This window comes from Calditrichota bacterium (assembly GCA_013151735.1).
In the GTDB taxonomy this organism is placed as follows: Bacteria; Zhuqueibacterota; JdFR-76; order JdFR-76; family BMS3Abin05; genus BMS3Abin05.
Window position 1 is genome coordinate 1 of the sequence record JAADHR010000012.1, and the last position, 19,169, is coordinate 19,169.

General features: G+C 48.2%; 13 protein-coding genes. All 13 read right to left on the reverse strand.

What is annotated here, in order from left to right; translation table 11 throughout:
* Positions 1-1,229 (reverse strand): asparagine synthetase B (locus tag GXO76_00400; protein ID NOY76303.1); only part of this gene is annotated, 1,229 nt, incomplete at its 3' end.
* The gene (locus GXO76_00405) at positions 1,226-3,091 is read right to left on the reverse strand and encodes a tetratricopeptide repeat protein (GenBank protein NOY76304.1); all 1,866 of its coding nucleotides are present in this window, start codon (positions 3,089-3,091) and stop codon (positions 1,226-1,228) included. The genes GXO76_00400 and GXO76_00405, both read right to left, overlap by 4 nt.
* A 28-nt stretch (positions 3,092-3,119) precedes the next feature.
* A complete protein-coding gene (locus GXO76_00410) occupies positions 3,120-6,512 on the reverse strand; it encodes a hypothetical protein (GenBank protein ID NOY76305.1) in 3,393 nt (1,130 codons plus the stop codon).
* A gap of 10 nt (positions 6,513-6,522) precedes the next feature.
* On the reverse strand, positions 6,523-7,167 hold the full coding sequence (locus GXO76_00415) for a DUF4159 domain-containing protein (protein NOY76306.1): 645 nt from the start codon (positions 7,165-7,167) through the stop codon (positions 6,523-6,525).
* A 42-nt stretch (positions 7,168-7,209) separates the two neighbouring features.
* Positions 7,210-7,713 (reverse strand): DUF456 domain-containing protein, encoded by a 504-nt coding sequence (locus GXO76_00420; protein ID NOY76307.1) that lies wholly within the window; start codon positions 7,711-7,713, stop codon positions 7,210-7,212.
* The gene (locus GXO76_00425) at positions 7,713-9,242 is read right to left on the reverse strand and encodes a bifunctional metallophosphatase/5'-nucleotidase (protein NOY76308.1); all 1,530 of its coding nucleotides are present in this window, start codon (positions 9,240-9,242) and stop codon (positions 7,713-7,715) included. The genes GXO76_00420 and GXO76_00425 overlap by 1 nt, the downstream gene beginning before the upstream one ends.
* 135 nt (positions 9,243-9,377) lie before the next feature.
* On the reverse strand, positions 9,378-10,682 hold the full coding sequence (locus tag GXO76_00430) for a parvulin peptidyl-prolyl isomerase (GenBank protein NOY76309.1): 1,305 nt from the start codon (positions 10,680-10,682) through the stop codon (positions 9,378-9,380).
* A 178-nt stretch (positions 10,683-10,860) separates the two neighbouring features.
* Positions 10,861-11,742, reverse strand: coding sequence for a hypothetical protein (locus tag GXO76_00435; GenBank protein ID NOY76310.1), 882 nt, complete (start codon positions 11,740-11,742; stop codon positions 10,861-10,863).
* Positions 11,732-13,492 (reverse strand): hypothetical protein, encoded by a 1,761-nt coding sequence (locus GXO76_00440; GenBank protein ID NOY76311.1) that lies wholly within the window; start codon positions 13,490-13,492, stop codon positions 11,732-11,734. Before GXO76_00440 ends, GXO76_00435 begins: the two co-directional genes overlap by 11 nt.
* Positions 13,493-13,516: 24 nt before the next feature.
* The gene (mfd, locus tag GXO76_00445; protein NOY76312.1) at positions 13,517-16,615 is read right to left on the reverse strand and encodes a transcription-repair coupling factor; all 3,099 of its coding nucleotides are present in this window, start codon (positions 16,613-16,615) and stop codon (positions 13,517-13,519) included.
* A 348-nt stretch (positions 16,616-16,963) separates the two neighbouring features.
* Complete coding sequence (murQ, locus tag GXO76_00450) at positions 16,964-17,896, reverse strand: N-acetylmuramic acid 6-phosphate etherase (GenBank protein NOY76313.1); 933 nt, start codon at positions 17,894-17,896, stop codon at positions 16,964-16,966.
* 8 nt (positions 17,897-17,904) lie between these two features.
* Positions 17,905-18,618: a 16S rRNA (guanine(527)-N(7))-methyltransferase RsmG gene (gene rsmG / locus GXO76_00455; protein NOY76314.1), complete on the reverse strand. Its 714-nt coding sequence runs from the start codon at positions 18,616-18,618 to the stop codon at positions 17,905-17,907.
* Positions 18,618-19,169 (reverse strand): tRNA uridine-5-carboxymethylaminomethyl(34) synthesis enzyme MnmG (locus GXO76_00460; protein ID NOY76315.1); only part of this gene is annotated, 552 nt, incomplete at its 5' end. The genes rsmG and GXO76_00460, both read right to left, overlap by 1 nt.

A 19,169-nucleotide genomic window follows, 5' to 3' on the forward strand; every position in this document is an offset into this window, starting at 1 on the left:
TTTAGAATCAACCGATAGCCCGGTGAATTCCGATGCAGCGAAAGCTGGGTCGGCGGATCGCCCACGGCATGCTGGTAATCCTCCGGATCGTGTCCCCCCAAAAAGGTAAACGTCCCCTTGCCATAATTTCCGTGAATGTATTTGACCATGTTCGTGCCGGGGACTTCCCCCAAAATGACCACATACGGCTTAATCTTTTTTCGATTAAACGCAGTGGTTTGTCCCATGAACCCCTTCACCACATTCACGTGGTCCTGGGTTAACATGGTGGGAACCGGATCGTACTTGGCAGAGAAATCGAACAGCGTAAACGCCTCCGCTTCCGGGCCCCGCAAGGGGGCGGCATAGCTGGGCGGAATGTCAATATCAGAATATTCGTACACGTAGGGATTCAATTCCAACCGGAAATTGGTAAAGGCAAATGTTTTGGAATAATCCAGTTTGGCCTGACAATTGGGGTCGGGCGGGTCCCCGTCAAACACAGCCGGGACAATATCCACATTTTGCGCCGCCAGAGCGATGTCAATCGTGTCCGTCGCCGAACACATGGCAAAGAGAAAACCTCCCCGCTTCACGTAATCCTGAATAATCCGGGCAATGAATTTCTTTTCGTCCGACACCTTCTTAAACCCCAATTTGTGCGCCATCGCCTCATTCCGCTTCACGTCTTCAATGTACCAGGGCGCATTTCGGAAGCTGGCGTAGAATTTTCCAAACTGACCGGTAAAATCTTCGTGGTGAAGGTGCAGCCAATCGTACTTTTCCAGATCGCCCCGGGCCACCTCTTCGTCCCAGATCTTGGTGTACGGAATCTCCGCGTAGGTAAGGGCCAGCGTAACGGCATCGTCCCAGGGGCGTTTGTTGGGCGGTGTGTACACGGCTATTTTGGGCGCTTTCTCCAGAAGAACGACATCCATGTTATTGTTTTGAATGGTGTTGTAGATTTGAGCCACTTCCGAGCCGCCGACCTTTTTAAACGACACCCCGCGCAAACGCAGCTGTCGTTCAATCTCGGGATAATAATCCGTCATAAAAGAGCCGCCCCGGTAATTCAGGAGCCATTCCACATTGATGCCGCGTTCCAGCGTCCAGTAGGCCACCCCGTATGCCTTTAAGTGATCGGTCTGCGTCAAATCCATGGGAATCAGGATCTTTTGCGCCCGAAGTGACCCAATCCCCCCCAAAAATATCACCAGAAAAAATACCGAAATAAGTTTCCACGCTTTCATGGCTGACCTTCTAATTCTCGTACCTTTTTTCTCAATTCGTCCCCCAGAACACTCTGCGGGTAGTGGATCAAAATGGATTCGTAAGTTTGCCGGGCCTTCTCAAAATCTTTCAAATCCTTTTCGTAAATGAGTCCCACCCGATTGAGCGCCTCATCCGAATAAACACTTTTTGAATAGGACGTTACCAGCAGCTGGTAAATCTTAATGGCACCGTACCAATCCTTCGTTTTCTCCTTGATTCGTCCCGCCTCCAATAAGGCCCGGTCCGCCAGCGGCGCCTGGCTGTCCAGACTGACGGCTCGCAGCAGTGAATCCACTGCCGCTTCATAATGATTTCGCCGGCTCAGGTACATCCCACTGGCAAATAGCTGCAGGGCCGCGGCGTGGTCATCTTTGTTTTCCTGAATAAGCAACTGTAAATCCAGTGCGTCGTTCACAAAAGGACTGTCGTATTTTCCATACGTGTTTTGGAGGATTTTTTTAATGGTCTTCAAACTTCCCTCAAAATTCTTTTGGTAGAAATCCAGTTGAGCCAGTTTAAAAAGGGCCTCATTTTGAAGCGATCGGATTTTGCCGGAAGAAAGCGCCGGTCCCCTGAGGGAATTTTGAAGAACGGCCACCGCCTTTTTCAGATTTCCTTCCGCAACGTAGCAATCCACCAGATGAAACGTGGCCGTTATTTGCTGGCGTGTGTTAGGAAAATTCTGAACAATCCGTTGAAAATACCGGATGGCCTGCTCGGGATCGTGCTTCTGATTAAGAAAGATGTCCCCCAGCCGCAGCAATGCCTCCAGCGACCAACTGGATTTGGGATAGCGCTCAATAACTTGCTTGTACAGAACTTGTGCACGGTCGTATTCCCGGGTTTTGTAGGAAATATCCGCAAAATAATAGGTGGCCTGGTCTCTCCGGGGAAAATTTGGAAAATCGCTGAGTAATTTTTGAAAGGCCTTTTCCGAGATGGCAAATTCTTTTTCCCGGTACGTATCCAGCGCAAATTGATACAAGGCCGTTCCGGGAACCCGTCTTTTCCGGCTGCCGGACAGCCCTGATTTTTCAAGAACCAAAATTTCTTTCAGCGCTGAATTGTAATCCCCGAAACTCTGGTAAAAGCCCGCCAAAACCTTTCGAAGCGCGTAATTCTTGGGGTATTTTTTGACCCACTTTTGAATTGCTTTTTCCACGGCAGGAAACGTGGTTTCATCCAGCGGGAACCGTGCTATCTGATTTTGGACAAATGGCAACTGGTAGGGCTGGTCCTTCAGAAACCGGATGTACTCATCCGCCGCTTTCGGATAAATCTGTTGAAAGGTGTAGAGCTGGGCCAATTCCATGGCAAAAAGATCCCGTTTTCCAATGGCCTTTCTCCCCTGCAGGTACACGTCAATGGCTTTGTCAAACAGCCGGTTCTGAAGCATCACGCTGGCCACAATGCGGTACACGCCGGGATTGCGCGGATACTTTTGCAAGATCCCGTTCCACACCCGGTATGCGTGGATCTCATCGCCCATTCGAAAATAGACGTCACCCAATTGCGTTTGCAGCTGGATGTCCCGCGGATTTTGCCGAAGGCGCGTTTGAATGAGATTAATGAGTTCCGGGTACTTTTTTATCCGGAGCAGGTTTCGGCGGAGTCCCTCAAAATAGGTGTAATTCTGGGGGTAATTCTCGTAAAGCGTCTTGTAGAGATTGGCAGCCTGTTGATACTGCCCCAGCTGCTCGAACTGGCGCGCCAGCCGGAATTGGCTGTCGGCCACACCCGATTGTTGAGCTGACGACGGATTCGAAAAAACGACGGTCCAAGCAGCCAGTAGAAGGAAAAAAGCTGCCTGACGGGTTATTGGGGGAATCACCAATGGCATCTTGAAAACAGGTTGTCCTTTTTTCCGATTAATTTTTTGCATGGGTTTCTTCATAAAGCGCTTCATAATAAGATTGAATGAGATTTAGAAAGTCCTCTGAATAGCCCGCTTTTTTGGCCCGCAAAATGTCCTCCTGTAAGCGATCCCTCTTTTGAAGCAGACCGCGGGGCAGCACGCCCGGACTTTTTGCAATAAAGCTTTTGCCCGCCTCCGATTTTCGCCGCTTACTGAAATCCCTCTGACGAACAGAGCGCTGGGCATCCAACAAACGCGACAGAATCTTCTGCTGGCGGCGAATTGTCTCCCGATCCAGTTGACTCAATTCCATGCGTTTGGCAATGTCACCCATTTCTTTGGCCATTTCCTGCATATTTCCGAGAACATTGGAATGCTCGCCGTATTTTTCCTGCAAGTCGCGCATCATTTTCTCCAACTGCCTCTGCTGGGCCGCCAGCCGACGCAGCCGTCCCTGCTCTCCCTCCGTCAATCTCCCCTGCTTGGACAATTGAAGGCTGAGCTGCAGGGTTTGTTGATTAATGCCCTGCTGCTGCCCGGCCATTTTTTGCAGCTGCTTTAGGTATTCCTCCATCCCCACCGAGGATGCGGCCGACGCCAGGCTCTGCATGGATTGTTGAATGTTTAGCACCGCTTCGTTGAGCGCCCCCATCGCCTGTTTCTGATGTCCCGATGCCCCGCGCCCGTTTCGCTCTTCCATTTGCGAAAGCGACGTTTTCATGTTTCCCATCGCCTTTCCAATGGCCTTTCCGATCTCAGGGGTGACAAAAAAGGTTTTTTGAGACAATTGGTACAATTCTTTGGTAAGCTGGTTTAAGTTGTTTAAGAGACTGAGCTGCTTTTCTGCCATCTGATTAAATTTCGGGCTCACGGACGACAACCCTTTCGTCTGGTTTTGCAGGGCTTCCTGCTCCTTCGACAGCCGCAGTAATTCCGTGGACGAGCGCGCCAGTTGCTTCATCACTTCTTGTTTTTGTTTGTTTACGATTTGCTTTTTCATCTGGCTTAACATCTGGCTTAAGTCTTGAAGACTCTGCTCGCTCATTTTACCCGATTTCTGCGCGTTCTGCGGATTGTTTTCCTGAAGCGCCTGGGTCATCTGCTGCATCTGCTCGGCAGATTCTCCCGCCTTTTCAATGGGCGCATTCATTTTTTCCGCTTTCATGTCCGGAAATTCGGTCATCTCTTTCTGAAGCGCTTTTAACTCCTCTTTGAATCTCTGCGTGTCCTCCTGAATTTTCTTTTCCAGTTTCCGGAGAGTTTGCCTGTCCTTTGCCGCTGCTTTCTCCAATGACCGATTGACGGTTTTTTGCCGTTCCTTCAGATTTTCAGCCATTTTTTTGGCCTGATCCAATCGCTGCTCAATTTGCAGACGTTTCAGTAAATTGAGGGTCCGTTCCAGGGATTGCTGAAAATCGTTTTCCGTTAATTTAAATTTATTCGCCGTCCGTTCCAATTTTCTGGAATCCATCTTTTCGAGGGCCTTCTTTAAATCCTCCAGAATTTTCTTCATTTCCGGCGTCAGGACCTCATTAAACAATTTCTGAATTTCCATGTATTTCCGGATGGTCTCTTCGCTGAGCATATTATTTTGCCGGAGCCGATCCATCACCTGATCCAGCTGATCCTTGACCTTTTCCGACTTCTGGGTCAAACGCTGCTGTTTTTCCGCCAGCTCCTGCAATTCCTGTTTCTTCGTCCAGTTCATTTCAGGGTTGCGCTTCATCTCATCGGCAACCTTGTTTACTTCCCGCTTCAATTCCTTGCTCTCACGGACCAGCTCCTCCAGCTCCTGAATGGTTTCGTCCTGGGCGGAAGTGGTTTCGTGGTAGATTTCTGCCATGGAAGGAAAACGGGCCATATAAGTTCTGGAAACGGCCGATTTAAAACCCGAAACGGCATCGTTGTCAAAAATCTTTACAAAATATTCAGCGTAATCCCCCGGAAGCATTTGCAAGGAGCTCAACTGCCAGGTATAATCGAAATCCAGTTTTGAACCGCCGTTCCGGGGTACCTGCAGCTCTAAGGCGTGAAAATTGGTATCCGGTTCCGTGACCACCACAGCATGGTGCACACGATAGTTGAGCTCGGCGCGGGAAAAGCCAAAGTCATCCTCCGCGTGAATCTGCAGCGGCAGAATCATGTCCTCATTCACATCCACGTCCTGACCCGGCCGGGTGATTTCCACAACCGGCGGCTGATCGGGAACGGCAACAATTCTGTAGTGAATCGGATCGGCATTCCGGTGTCCGTTTTCATCTTCCAGACGAATAAAATAGGAATTGTCCCGGCGAACGCTGAATTCTCCCCGGGCCCCGCGATTTTGGAGGCGCAGGCGAAGCGGTTTTCCCTGCTTAAAAACGACCGCCGCTTTGGCAATCGGCTTGTTGGCCCTTATGCGAAGCCGCACGCGCGTTCCCTTCAATGCCGTAATATCCCCCTGATTTTCCTCCAGCAGCCGGGACCCCATCCCCGTGTACGCCGGGAAAATCAGTTCTGCCTGCAAACTGCGCACCATCGGGCGTTTTTCAACCGTCACGGCGAAACGCTGTGTTTTTTGTTTTCCGGCCTGCACAAAATAGGTCAGATTCTCCTTCAGATTCGGCAGCTCAAAGGAGTAAATTCCTGTCGAATCCGGCAGAACCCCTTTTTTCTGGGAAACCTTGCGCGACTGCTCCCTCCAGAAAATCTGAATCGGGCGGCGAAAAGCACCTTTGATCTTCACGGTTCCCCGCAACGTATCACCGCTCAAACAGGTCCAGTCGCCCGGTGAGACTGAAATGGCCTGAATTTCTTTTTCCCGAAAGGATTGGGTGGGATGCAAATAGTGGGTAACACTCTCCCCCAGGGTTCGATTAAAAACAACGAAAAATACGGCAAAAATGAACAGGCTTAATGAAAAGGTCTCCAGCGCACGGATGGCCGGTTTCAGGGAAATAAGCGATAAAATCTGTCGGCCGCTTATTTTTTTAAAAACCGTCTTCAGAAAAACGTCCGCCAATTCCTTCGAATAGTTTTCCACATTTGTGCGAATATCCCGAATAATCTGCAGGGCGTCAATCAGTTCGTCGCGAATATCCGGAAAGGCGCCGCCGACCTCCGCGGCCAGCGCTTCATCCGAAAAGGCCTCCCGTGAGCCGATGAATACGCCTCCGGGGAAAATGACGGTTTTTACCCAACAGACAAGGGAGCCTGCACCCCAAATACCCAGCAGGGTCTGCCGAAGAAACGGAGGAAGCCTGAAAAGAGCCTCTGCCGCCAGAAGAAGAAACAGAAAAAGGACCTGGCATGCCAAAAACTGAAAGAGGCCTTTGGAAATAAGAACCCATCGCTTTTTCCGGCGATAGGCGTGGAGCTTCTGTAAAATGCTCTCGTATGTTTGGGGATGTTTTGGACTGTTGGTCATCGGATTCTTTTTAATTAAACAATGCCCAGATAACAATATTAACGCCCATTTTCAGGGCCTGGATTCGCACGGGTTCAGGGTCGTGGTGAACATTCGGATCCGCCCACCCATCCGATATATTTGTATTAAACGTATAATAAACCACCATGCGCCCGTTGTAGAAAATCCCGTAGCCGTGCGGCGGCCCCGGGTAGTGTTCGTGCGTTTTAGGCAGTCCCTTTGGAAAATCAAAGTGAATGTGGTAAATATCGTGTGTAAAGGGCAGCTCAACCAGCTTTTTTTCAGGAAACACCTTTTTGATTTCGCGGCGAAAATATTTGTCCATTCCGTAATCGTCGTCCGCGTAGAGGAATCCTCCGTGAATCAAATAGTTGCGCAAATTTTTGGCTTCCGTTTCTGAAAAGACGATATTTCCGTGTCCGGTCAGGTACAAAATGGGGTACGAAAAGAGTTTTTCGTCCGTAAGTTTGACGCGCGCCTCCGTGGTTGCTACCCGCATGCCGGTTGCACGGGCCAAATATTTCAGAAGATTCGGAATAACGGACGGATCGTTGTACCAATCCCCGCCACCCTGGTACCACACCCTGGCAATGGTAAAGGGTTTGGACGGTTCAGCGGCCCGGGATGGTGAGCCCCATCCCAACCAAAGAAGCATTCCACATAAGATTATCTTCCCCGTCCCATAAACTGTTTTCATTTAAAACACCTGAATCCCAATGGCGACAACCATTCCGATGGCCGCCACAAGTTTTAAAAGCTTCCCGCTTACTGCTCCCAGAAACGCCCCCCAGCCCACTTTTAAGGCACGGGCCGCGTCTTTCTCGTGCAGTAATTCCAATAAAAACGCACCGCCAAAGGCCCCGGCAAAGGCACCCAGGAGGGTTCCCAAAGGCGGCACCAGCGGCGTAAACCAAATGGCACCGAAAAATCCTCCCAGAATGGCGCCCCACATTCCCCACGCGGACGATCCAAATCGCTTGGCTGCCCAGGCCCCCAGAATAAATTCAACCCCTTCCACCAAAAGAGAAATCACCAGAAGAGCCAGCAAAAAACCCGGAGAGATTTTTTCAAAATGAGTGAACAATCCCAGAACAAAGGCATCGGCCACAATGATGAACGTTCCCGCAATCCCAAAGGGAATCACGGCAATGCCAGCCAGTAAGACCATCCAAAAAATAATCATTCCCAGAACTGAAAGCATCACAGTCCCCGGCTCTTTGTCGTCTTTACGGCTGACACATCCCGAATACGCCCGTCTTTTTCGGAGCGAATCACCTTTTGTTTTTCGATGGCCTGAATAAATACATTCCGATCCAGCTCCGGCAAATAGGTCAGTTTACGCTTGTTCAGGGCAATTCCAAAATCGCGGTAAAAGTGATCGGCCAGAAAATTGTTGGTACAAACCGTGTAGGTTCGGGACAATACCAGGGGTTTGCCATCTACCGTCACCGTTAATACCCGCTGACCGGCGGGCTTACGGGAGTCGTACGTAAACCGAACGCCGGACACCTGTAAAAACTCGCCCCGCCCATTGACATTCTTTTCCAGGATGGTCTTTAATTCCCTGCCCGTCACCGAAAAGGTAACAAAATAATTGGAAAACGGATTGATCTCCCACACATCTCGTTTTCGAATGGGGCCGGCGTAAAGGTCCTTCCGCAGCCCCCCGCTATTTTGAAAGGCGATGTCGGTTTTTGCGTAGGCCCGCATCACATCGGCCTCCCAATCCCCCAAATTGCTTTCGGCCCGATCCGATCGCAGCCAATCGGTTTTCAGCTGCCCGATTACCACATTTAATTCTTCCGAGACCTGTTTTTCCAATTCGGCTACCTTTTTCGCCACAACCGGATCCGGTGCGATCTTGCTCGGAAGCACGGGAATCAGATGCTCCGTATAACGCACAATGGTGTTGTGGGTCGTGTCAACCCAGAGGTCCAATTTCCCCAAGTAAGCGCCGTGCGCCCCGGCCTGGCAGATGATCGTGTGATTGACCACTTTCGGTTGTTTCAGAACCGTGTGGCTGTGTCCGCCAATGATGACGGCAATACCGGAAACTCTCGACGCCAGTTCTTCGTCCCGCTTGACCCCCATATGGCTGACAACCACAAAAAGATTAACGGAATCCTTTAGCGCACGCATATATTTCCGTACGACGCGCTCGGGGCTTAGAATTTTTAGCCCTTTTACATTTTGAGGAAGCGTGAGTCCCAATAAATTGGGTGTAATCACTCCAATAAATCCAATTTTCACCCCGTCTACCTTTTTAATCAGATAGGGCTTTACAAAGAGCTTTCCCGTTTCTTTATCAAAAATATTGGCAGAAATCACCGGAAATTTTGCTTGCGCAAGCTCTTTTTTCAGCCGGTCTTTTCCGTAATCAAATTCATGATTTCCAAGTGTAAACACATCCGGGCGAATCAGATTGAGGAGTTCAATCTGGGACATGCCTTTGGTCAAAACCGAAATGGGGGTTCCCTGAAATTCGTCACCGGCATGTACGGCCACGACCCAGCTTTTGCCCTTTCCGTATTTATCCAGATAAGCCTTTAGATAAGCTGCGCCTCCCACCTTTATTTTTTTCCCATTTTCTTTTTTAACCATCGGAACATTTTGCGAATGGAAGTCATTCCAATGCAAGATTCGAATGTGTTCCTGTCCGAAAACGCTCCCGGCGAAAAGAAAAAGAAGCAGGATGGCGGCACTCAGGCGCCGTTGAAAGATACGTTTCATGATCATCCTCATATTAAGACAACACGGTGGGAAAGCCTTCCCACATTCAGAGAAACCAATTTATGCAAATTCTTCTGACATCTTGCGAATGAGAAGCAAGAAGATGAATAAATGCCCGGCGGACTCGCCCTTGCCTCAATTGTCCTTTTTCATTTTAACATCAATGTAAACATTTTTCCGGAGGCTCTGAACCCATTTCTGGAATTCTTCGTTTCGTTTTCGGGCAAGCGCCATTTGTTCCAACTGTTCCCAGTCTTTGTCCAGACTCCAGGCGCCCCCTTCGCGCCGATCATTCAGCTTGACAATATGATAACCAAATTTTGTTTTAAAGGGCTCGCTCACTTCACCCACCTTCAGGGTTTCCGCAACCGCCCGAAACTCTTTGACCTGCAGCTGATTGATCTCAAACCACCCCAGGTTCCCGCCCTTGTCTTTCGTCGTTTGGTCATCCGAGTATTTTTTCGCCAGTTCTGCAAAATCCTCACCGGCTTTTGCCCGGCGGTAGAGCTCTTTTATTTCCTTGACCGTTTTTAGTTCATCCTGTTGGCTGGGAACCACGCGAATCAAAATATGGCGCACACGAATCTTCTCACCCTTCCGATCAATCAACTGGATGATGTGGTAGCCAAATTTTGTTTCCACAATTCCCGAAATTTGACCCGGCTTCAATTTAAACGCCGCTTCCTCAAACTCTTTCACAAAGTCGCCCCGTTTTACATATCCCAGATCGCCGCCCTTAGGTGCCGAACCCGGGTCTTCCGAATATTTTTTGGCCAGTTCCGCAAAGTCGGCGCCGGATTTAAGCTGCTTCAGAATTTTTGAAATCTTTTCATAGGCGGCTTCTTTTGCATCTTTTCCTGGTTTCACGGTCAGTAAAATGTGGCTCAGATTTACCGAGGTTCCCCTTTTGGGAAGGCTGTCTTTCATCGTTTGATAGAAGTGTTCCACTTCTGTCCGGGAAATGTGAATTTTCTGGAATTTTTCCTGCTGAAGTTTATCCACCAACATCCTGTTTTTAATGTCATCCCGGAACTGGCGTTTAATCTTGTTGATGGAGCCGCCGAAGTATTTTTCAACCGCCTCCTTTGAACCCATTTGCTGAATCCACTGTTGAACCTGGTTGTCAAGCGCCTGATCAACCTGGCTGTCGTCCACTTCAATACTGTCTTCGCGAGCCTTCTGGAGAAGAATCTTTTGCACAATCAAATTCTCCAATACCTGCTTGCGGAGCGCTTTTAATTTTTCCGGGTTTTTCTGCAAATCAATGCCCATTTGAAGCGCCGTGTTAATGGTGTACTGATTCACTTCTGAGCGGAGCACAATCTCATTTCCCACAATGGCCGCAATTCCATCAATAATTTGGGGTTGCTGCGCCTGCACACTCGAAACAAGGAATAATAGTCCGAATAACAAAATACCTAAACGACTTTTTACTTTCAAAGTGCTTTTCCTTCCTTTCTACCTTCTGCATTTGCCTTATTCAATTCATTCAAAAAATCTGAATTTATTTTAATTTCTCTCTCTGCCTCTGAACGATTTAATAATGACTGTCTGTCCGATTTCAGCATTTTTCACACAATGCGTTTTTTCGAACAGGCCCACTCTTCACGGTCATCTTTCACAATCCCGTTGAATCGCTTTGAGTCTCATTCAATACATTTAAATTCATAACAATATTCTGTTGATTTTTTAAGGAATTAATGTATTGATGATAGATTTCCCGTATTTTCTCCTCCTGGAGAAGGGCTACAATTTTTGCCCGAACTTCTTCAAAGCTGCGGTAGCTCCCTGATTTTTGCCGATCCAGAACCTGAAACACATAATATCCATCCGCTGTTTTCAGGGGACCAACAATTCCCTTAATTTTTGTGCGCTTCACCACGCCTGAAAGAGCAGACGGAATATCGGTTTTGGGGATGTAGCCCGTATCCCATGCCTGCGATTGTTCCTTTTTGGGAAAGGTTACCTTCATGGCCTGACCAAAGGATTTCCCGCTTCGCAGTAAATTCACAAAGGCCTTCGCACCCTTTTTTTGTTGGAACAACACAATGCCCAGTCGGATTTCATTTCTATTTCTGACAAAACTGTCCTTATGCCTCAGATAATATCCCCGAATGGTACTGTCCGGGATCACCGGCTTTTCCGGAAATTCCTTTTCCAGAAGTTTGTTGGCCAGAAGCGCCTTTTTGACGCTTTGCAGTTCCCTTTGAATATCCGGCAGATGATCATATCCTCGTTTCCGGGCTTCCTGATACAATACCTCCGTATTAATCCACCGCCGGACATAATTCTTTTTTTCATCCAGCCGGATACTCTTTGAAAGGGCACCGGGTATCTCCTGATTAATCTCCGAAGCCAGCAATACAGACTTTCCAACCCGCGCCACAACCGCATCTTTCTTGTTCTGTTTGTTTGTCGACGAGCAGCCAACCCAGAAGGACGCGGCAATAACCAGAATCATCCATGCACTGGCACGTTTCATTAAAACCTCAAATTTCATCGGTTGTGTATTCCTTAAAGGTGTTTTCCAAATTCTTTTCAAAGATAACAACGGGCATTTTTTGACGCAGCTCCTGCATCCACTCTTTTTCTCTCTGTTTAATCAAGCGTGAGCGGAGATCTCTTTCCACGTCAAAACGGGCTTCATTAAATGTTTTTTGCCGCTCCGGCTTTTTGCCCAGAATTTTAATCACATAATAATTTTTTCCCATGACGATAGGTCCGCGGATTTCGCCCACTTTTGCGCGAAACGCTTCCGTTCCTATCAGACCGTAGGAATTATGACTGATGTATCCCAGCATTCCCTTTTTCTTTTTTGTAATGACCATTTGATTATATTTTTCAGCCAATCCGGAAAAATTGGCTCCTCTTACGGCCAGCCGGTACACCTTGTCGGCCAACTGTTTATTCTTTACCATAATAGCCTGAACCTTCACCTTTGGGGGAATTTTGTAAAGACCCGCATGTTCCCGGTAATATATTTTGGCCAAACTGTCATTTACAACCACTTTCTTCAGGATTTCTTTTGAGCGAATGGCCTGGTACAGCTGGCTGTCCACCCAATCCCGAATTTGTTTTTGATAACGCGGTTTTCCAATCAAGTGCCGTCGTTTTCCCTCAACAACGATGATTTCTCGTTGTAATTTGTTGGAAAGAATGTCCCGAATGCCCTTCGCGCCGCGAATCGGTTTTCTGGGCCGATGGTGGGGACCGATACTCACCATATTGGCAAAATCGTTGATGGTGTAGGTTTTTTCTGTGTATTTGACCAGCGGTAACTTCATCTGCTTGGGAGATAGCTTTTTAAACTGACTGCTGGTATCCGGGACAAATTGCTTTCCCACGCGGTGACCCCGCGGAAAATAGAGGCTGTCGGCCAGGAGTTTAATATTTCGATTAAACCACACAACCTTATATTTTTTCTGGAGATGTTTCCAATAATTCAAATAAGCGCGGTTTAATTCCCGGGTATGCTGCCGCATAAGTCCGTCCAGAATTTCCGAACGTGCAATGCTGTAGGGTTTTCGCGGAAATATCCGCCGCTCCAAAACCTGAATGATTTCAATTCCCTCATGGGTTTGAAGGGGTTCTGAGATTTCGTAGCGTTTGAGAGCAAACACTTTATTCCGGATTTGCGGATCCAATTGATCCCATTTTACATATCCCTTGTTCCCGCCAAATTTTTTGGATTGCAAATCCCCGGAGTATTTTTCTACCAACTTCGAAAAATCCTCGCCGCTTCGAATTCTCTTCACAATGTCGCGCGCAAGAGCCAGCGTGGAATCCTTTTCCTTTTGGGTTGCTTTTGCGGAATATTTCAAAAGAATGTGACGAATCTTTACATCAATGTTGGAATGTTCCCAGATTGTTTTGATTTGAGATTCAGGAATGACCTGAGGAATCACATCCGCCTCCATAACCGCCCAAAAAATGGTTTGATCAATAAAGCCTTTTTTCTTTTTGATAAACTCCGGCTTTTGATCCAACCCCTCTGCACGTGCTTCCAGAACCTGCAGGCGATGCTTAATCATTCCGTTGAGCACATTTTTCTTTTGCTCGAGCGTCGCATGCTGAGCCGCAACTATCGAGCGTTGTTTTATGAATGTTTCTTCAAATTGCCTTTGTGTGATGGAGCTGTTGCCCACCCGGGCAACCGGTTTACCGGATTTTCCGCATCCTGCTAAAACAATAGCCAGCACCGCTGCAAGTAATACACTCTGAAAAAACAGTCCTTTTTTGAGCCTGTTCATGCACCATCCTCCTGCGAGTTTAAATTACGCCGCTTTTAGTGTGATCATTCTGAAGAACCCCTCTATTTCATTTAAAGGATTTTCATCGTTTTTATCAGGGGTAAACCTAAATCCAAACTTTTCCCCCTTCAAGAATTTTATCCTCTGAGATGAATAACTGAGGATTTTACCGACAACTTTTTGTAAAAGTTCCTGATTGGCCTCATCATGCAAAAGCTCATCCGAAAAAAAGGCCGTTAAAAGGCCTTTCCGGATGCGAACCCTCTCCAGTCCGATTTGCCCGGCCAGAATACGAAGCTGTCCCAATTTAAACAGGGTATCGGTTTCGGGAGGAATTGGCCCGAACCGGTCCTTCAGCTCGTCCCGTAGATCCGCAAGGATTTTTTGAGAAGAGGCCTCAGAAAGACGCCGATAAACAGCTAATCGTTCCGAATCCGAAGAAATGTACTCTTTTGGAATAAAAGCGTCATAATCGGAATCAACTTCAACCTCAATTTTTTTCGTTTCTTTCTGCTCGGGTTCTTCTAAATTCTCTTGTCGCAGTTTTTGCACCGCCTCTTCCAAAAACCGCGTGTACATATCAAACCCAACCGCATTGACGTAGCCGCTTTGCTGGGCGCCCAGCAAATTTCCCGCCCCGCGAATCTCCAGATCCTTCATGGCAATTTGAAGGCCTGAACCCAATTCCACAAATTCTTCCAGGGTTTGCAGGCGCTGAAGCGCGGAGTCCGTAAGATATTTAACCGGCGGGACGAGAAAGTAGGCGTAGGCCTGCCGGTTGGAGCGCCCAACGCGCCCGCGGAGCTGGTACATTTGGGCCAGACCGAACTTGTCCGCCCGGTTCACAATCAGCGTATTCACATTGGGCAAATCCAATCCCGACTCAATAATCATGGTAGACACCAGGCAGTCAAATTCCCGGTTCATAAATGCCAGCATGACATTTTCCAGTTCATGCCCCTTCATTTTGCCATGGGCCACCCGCACCCGGACTTCCGGCACCAGTTTTTGAACCATTTCCGCCACCGCCGCGATGGACTGCACCCGGTTGTGGACAAAAAACACCTGTCCCCCCCGGTGCACCTCATTTAGAATAGCCTGGCGAATGAGCTTTTTATCAAATGGCATAACCTCCGTCATAATTGGAAGCCGGTTTGCAGGCGAGGTATTTATGGTCGACATATCCCGGGCCCCCATAATTGAAAAATGAAGCGTCCGTGGAATCGGCGTTGCGGTAAGCGTCAGGACATCCACCAGCTTAAATTTCTCTTTAAGGCGCTCCTTTTGTGCCACGCCAAACCGGTGTTCTTCGTCGATAATTAGCAGTCCCAGGTCCTTGAATGCAATATCTTTTGAAAGAAGCCGATGGGTTCCGATCAAAATATCCACGGTGCCATGTTTAACCCCTTCAACTATTTCTTGTTGTTCCTTTCTGGATTTGAACCGGGAAAGAAGGGCAATCCTGATTGGAAACTTTTCCAGTCGTTCTTTAAAGGTGTTGTAATGTTGCTGGGCCAAAACCGTTGTGGGAACCAAAACGGCCACCTGCTTGCCGTCCACGGCGGCTTTAAAAGCGGCCCGCAAGGCAACCTCTGTTTTTCCAAAACCCACATCCCCGCAAACCAGGCGGTCCATGGGAACAGGGGACTCCATATCCCGCTTAATCTCTTCAATTGTCCTGAGTTGATCCGGGGTTTCAGTGTACACAAAGGATGCCTCCAACTCCTTTTGCCACAAGGTGTCCTTTGAGAAGGCAAATCCCTTTGCCGCCTTTCGCCAGGCATAAATGGTGATGAGCTTGTTGGCCATTTCCTCAATGGCCTTTTTGGTGCGATTTTTTATCCGCTCCCAATCGGTGCCCCCCAATTTGTTGAGCCGGGGCTGAAAGCCTTCGCGGCCGGTAAACTTTCTGACCCGGTGCAGCTTGTCAATGGGAACATACAGTTTATCCCCATCCCGGTACTCCAGCTGAATGGTCTCCCTTTCGCTTCCTGCCACCTGAATGCGGGACAGGCCCAAAAAGCGGCCGATACCAAAATCCTCGTGCACCACATAATCCCCGGCAGCAAGAGCCTCCACATTCCGCACCGGGGTTCCACCCCGGTATTTGCCCCATCGCTTTCGTCTGGGGGGCCGGCCGTAAATGTCTTTTTCTGTGTAGAGAACCAGTCCCGCTTCAGGAAAATAGAAGCCGTCAGAGAGGGCCCCTTTTCCCAGGTGGACTGCCTCTGTGTCCAGAGAAGACTCTTCAAAAAGCTCTTTAAATCGTTTGATTTCAAATGCTTCTTCAAGAGAAATAAAGACTTCCGAAGGCGGGGAGTCTCCTGGACTCAGCCGTTTTTGAATGGATTCCTGCAATCGGTTAAGGTTCCCCCGAAAGTTTTCATGAGTCACAATCTGAGGGTTGAGTGCATTTTTCCCGGAGGATAAAAATTCATTTCTGACAACCACCCTCCCCTTCATCTCCTGAAGGAAATCCGGCAAATCAAACAATCGCCCGGACGCGTTTTCCCCAAAGGTTTCAGCAAAAGGATCGTCTGGCGCTCCACCCTCTCCCGATAACATCTTTTCGTACACTTCCGGCTGATCCAACAGGATGATGCTATTTTCCTGCAAATATTGAAACAACGAACATTCCGCCGCCGAGGGATCCTTGGAAGAACTGGGTTGCAGCAGGGTTAACGCATTCATTAATTTTGTTGATCGCTGGGTGATCACGTCAAAATAGCGAATGGAATCTACCAAATTACCAAAGAACTCAACGCGAACCGGATTTTCTTCTTCGTAGGGAAAAACATCAACAATGCCCCCCCTCACGCTAAACTCTCCAACACCCCCTACCGTTTCGACCCGTTCGTAGCCAAAATCAAACAGGTTTTGAACAAAGGATTCAAATTCGGTTTCCCGGTTGACCTGAAGAAAAATCCGGGATCGTCTGAAATACGCCGGCTGTGGAATTTTTTCCGATGCTGCCCGCAGGGTTGTCACAAAAACGGCGTCACTCCCCTCAAGAAGCATTTGAAGTGTCCGAAGCCGCTGACCGGTTACCTCAAATTGCACCTGGGAGTAATAGGCCTTTCCGGCCTGCGTTTCCGGGTAATAATTAACCGTCTCCTCTCCCAAAAGAAACCGTAAATCAGAGAAGAGAATCTCCGCTCGCGGTGTATCTGGTAAAACTATTAGTATTTGTTTTTTAAGGTGGTTACGCAACAAGTTCACAAAAACGGACAGAGAACTTCCCCTCAGCCCTTTTATGACAAGGGGCTGTTCCTTTGACAGGCGCGACAACGATTGGTCAAAAAACGCAGTCTTTTGAAACTTTTCTAAAAGGTGATTAAACACAAATAACAACTTATTCTTATTTCAATGTGTGAGTCCGCTCTAAAAGGCCTTTTCCCACGAATTTCACGAATTGATTTTACAAAAATTAAATTCGCGTCATGTGTGCCGCCCATAATTTTTGGGGTGAACTCAATGAGTAAATTCTCCCTTTATTGCTTTCCGGACGTTGCCCTCTGCAAGCTCCAGACGCTTTTGGGCTTCTTCCTTGGAGACCCCGGCCTCTATCATGACAATAGCCGTTTTCACGTGGCCGTCTGCGGCTTCCAAATACTGTGTTGCTTTCTCATAGTCGATACCGGTAACAATCATCAGGGTCCGCTTCGAACGTTCAATCAGTTTTTTGCTGTTCATCTGAAGATCGACCATCATGTTTCCATAGACTTTTCCAAGCTTAATCATGGCGGTTGTTGTCAGCATATTCAAAACCAGTTTTGTGGCCGTACCCGCTTTCATTCGGGTGGATCCCATCACAACCTCAGGACCCACGACGGGACAGATGGCAACATCTACCGGTACATTCATTTCGCTGCGCGGCGTACAGGTCACATAAAGGGTTTTTGCTCCAATCGAACGCGCGTAGTCGATCGCCCCAATGACGTAGGGTGTTCGGCGGCTTGCGGCAATCCCGCATACCACGTCTTTGCTGGTTACATGACGTGCCTTTAGATCCCGGGCACCATCCTCCTTAATATCTTCCGCGCCCTCCTGAGCCACAACAAGGGCTTCATAGCCGCCGGCAATAATTCCCTGCACCATTTCAGGATCGGCACCGTATGTAGGGGGAATTTCGGACGCATCCAGCACACCCAACCGGCCACTGGTTCCTGCACCCACATAAAACAAACGTCCTCCGTTTTTAAACGCGTGGGTGATTATTTCCACCGCATGGGCAATATAAGGGATTTCTTTTTCTACGGCTAAAGGGACCTTTTTATCCTCTTCATTAATAATCTTCAGAATCTCTTCCGTTGATTTAGAATCGATATCCATGGAATTTGGATTTCTTTGTTCCGTTGCAAGACTCGCAATCTCATCAAACAGGGCTTTTTCAGACTCCAACATTTTTCTCCTTAGTTTAAAAATTCAACGTCGATCAGCTTTCTTTCCGGTGCCGACTGTGCATTTGTAATAAAATCTATTAAATAATCGTAAATTTTCAATCTTATTTTTTGATTTTGAATCATTTTTTTTGCTGCTTGCAGTTCATCGGAAAGGTCGCCCCCCTTAATCAGAAATAAATGTCCGCCGGGTGCAAAAAAGGGATGGGTCCATTTAATCAGTTTCTCCAGGCTGGAAACGGCCCGTGCCGTCCCAAACAGAAACTTTCCTCGATACTCCGGCTGTCTTGATAGAATCTCTGCCCGTTCCCGCACAACAATCGTATCGGAAAGAGTCAACTCCCGAATAACCCGCTCCAAAAAGAATGCCTTTTTTGCAATGGACTCCACCAAAACCAGGCTCATTTCCGGAAACATAATTTTCAGAGGGATTCCCGGAAAACCGGCCCCGGAACCAATATCAACCCAGCGCCCCTTGGGGCGAACAGCCACCACATGAACCCAGCCAATGGATTCTAAAATATGGCGGTTTGCCAGCCGATGAATATCCTTTCGGGAAAACAGATTCATCTTTTGATTTTCCGACCACAACAGGGAAAGATATTTCACGAAACGGATGCGCTGCTCCTCGCTTGTGTGAAACCCAAGCCTTTCCACCCCTGCCCATAAATCCCGAAGCTGATCCGACAGCCAATCTGGCGGGGGAGTGTGTTCCACGTGAAACATTACGCCCCCGAAACTGCGCGCCGCTCACGCTGGGATAAAAATACCATGAGAATGGAAACATCAGAAGCGGATACACCCGATATGCGGGAGGCCTGACCAATAGACAGGGGACGAATCGTTTTGAGTTTCTCCCGCCCTTCGGACGAGAGGGATGGAACGGCATCGTAATCAAAGTCCTCCGGAAGCCGCCTGCTTTCCATTCGTCGAAATTTTTCAATTTGCTCTTGCTGTCGCTGAATGTAGCCTTCGTATTTGACGTCGATTTCAACCTGTTCCAGAGCCTCTTTTCCTGTCCGGCCCTCGACAGACATGTTTTTTAGCCAGGGCAGAAAATCAAAGACGGAAATTTCCGGCCGCTTCAAATAGTGATACAATGAATCGACCTTGCTTGAAGGCCGGCTTCCTTTTTTCCGTAGAATCGGATTTATCTCCTCCGGCTGAACCTTTTTCCGCTTCAAAAAATCCACCACATCTTGAATCAGTTTTCGTTTGTCCGCCATTTTCTGGTAGACCTCTCGGGGAATCAAACCGTATTTTCGGCCATATTCCAT

Excerpts from the sequence above, each read along its gene's own strand:
- GXO76_00440 (NOY76311.1), bottom strand. The coding sequence starts at position 13,492 with ATGAACAGGCTCAAAAAAGGACTGTTTTTTCAGAGTGTATTACTTGCA.
- GXO76_00405 (NOY76304.1), bottom strand. The coding sequence starts at position 3,091 with ATGCCATTGGTGATTCCCCCAATAACCCGTCAGGCAGCTTTTTTCCTT.
- GXO76_00425 (NOY76308.1), bottom strand. The coding sequence starts at position 9,242 with ATGAAACGTATCTTTCAACGGCGCCTGAGTGCCGCCATCCTGCTTCTT.
- rsmG (NOY76314.1), bottom strand. The coding sequence starts at position 18,618 with ATGTTTCACGTGGAACACACTCCCCCGCCAGATTGGCTGTCGGATCAG.
- GXO76_00415 (NOY76306.1), bottom strand. The coding sequence starts at position 7,167 with ATGCTTCTTTGGTTGGGATGGGGCTCACCATCCCGGGCCGCTGAACCG.
- murQ (NOY76313.1), bottom strand. The coding sequence starts at position 17,896 with ATGTTGGAGTCTGAAAAAGCCCTGTTTGATGAGATTGCGAGTCTTGCA.
- GXO76_00410 (NOY76305.1), bottom strand. The coding sequence starts at position 6,512 with ATGACCAACAGTCCAAAACATCCCCAAACATACGAGAGCATTTTACAG.
- GXO76_00435 (NOY76310.1), bottom strand. The coding sequence starts at position 11,742 with ATGAAATTTGAGGTTTTAATGAAACGTGCCAGTGCATGGATGATTCTG.
- GXO76_00420 (NOY76307.1), bottom strand. The coding sequence starts at position 7,713 with ATGCTTTCAGTTCTGGGAATGATTATTTTTTGGATGGTCTTACTGGCT.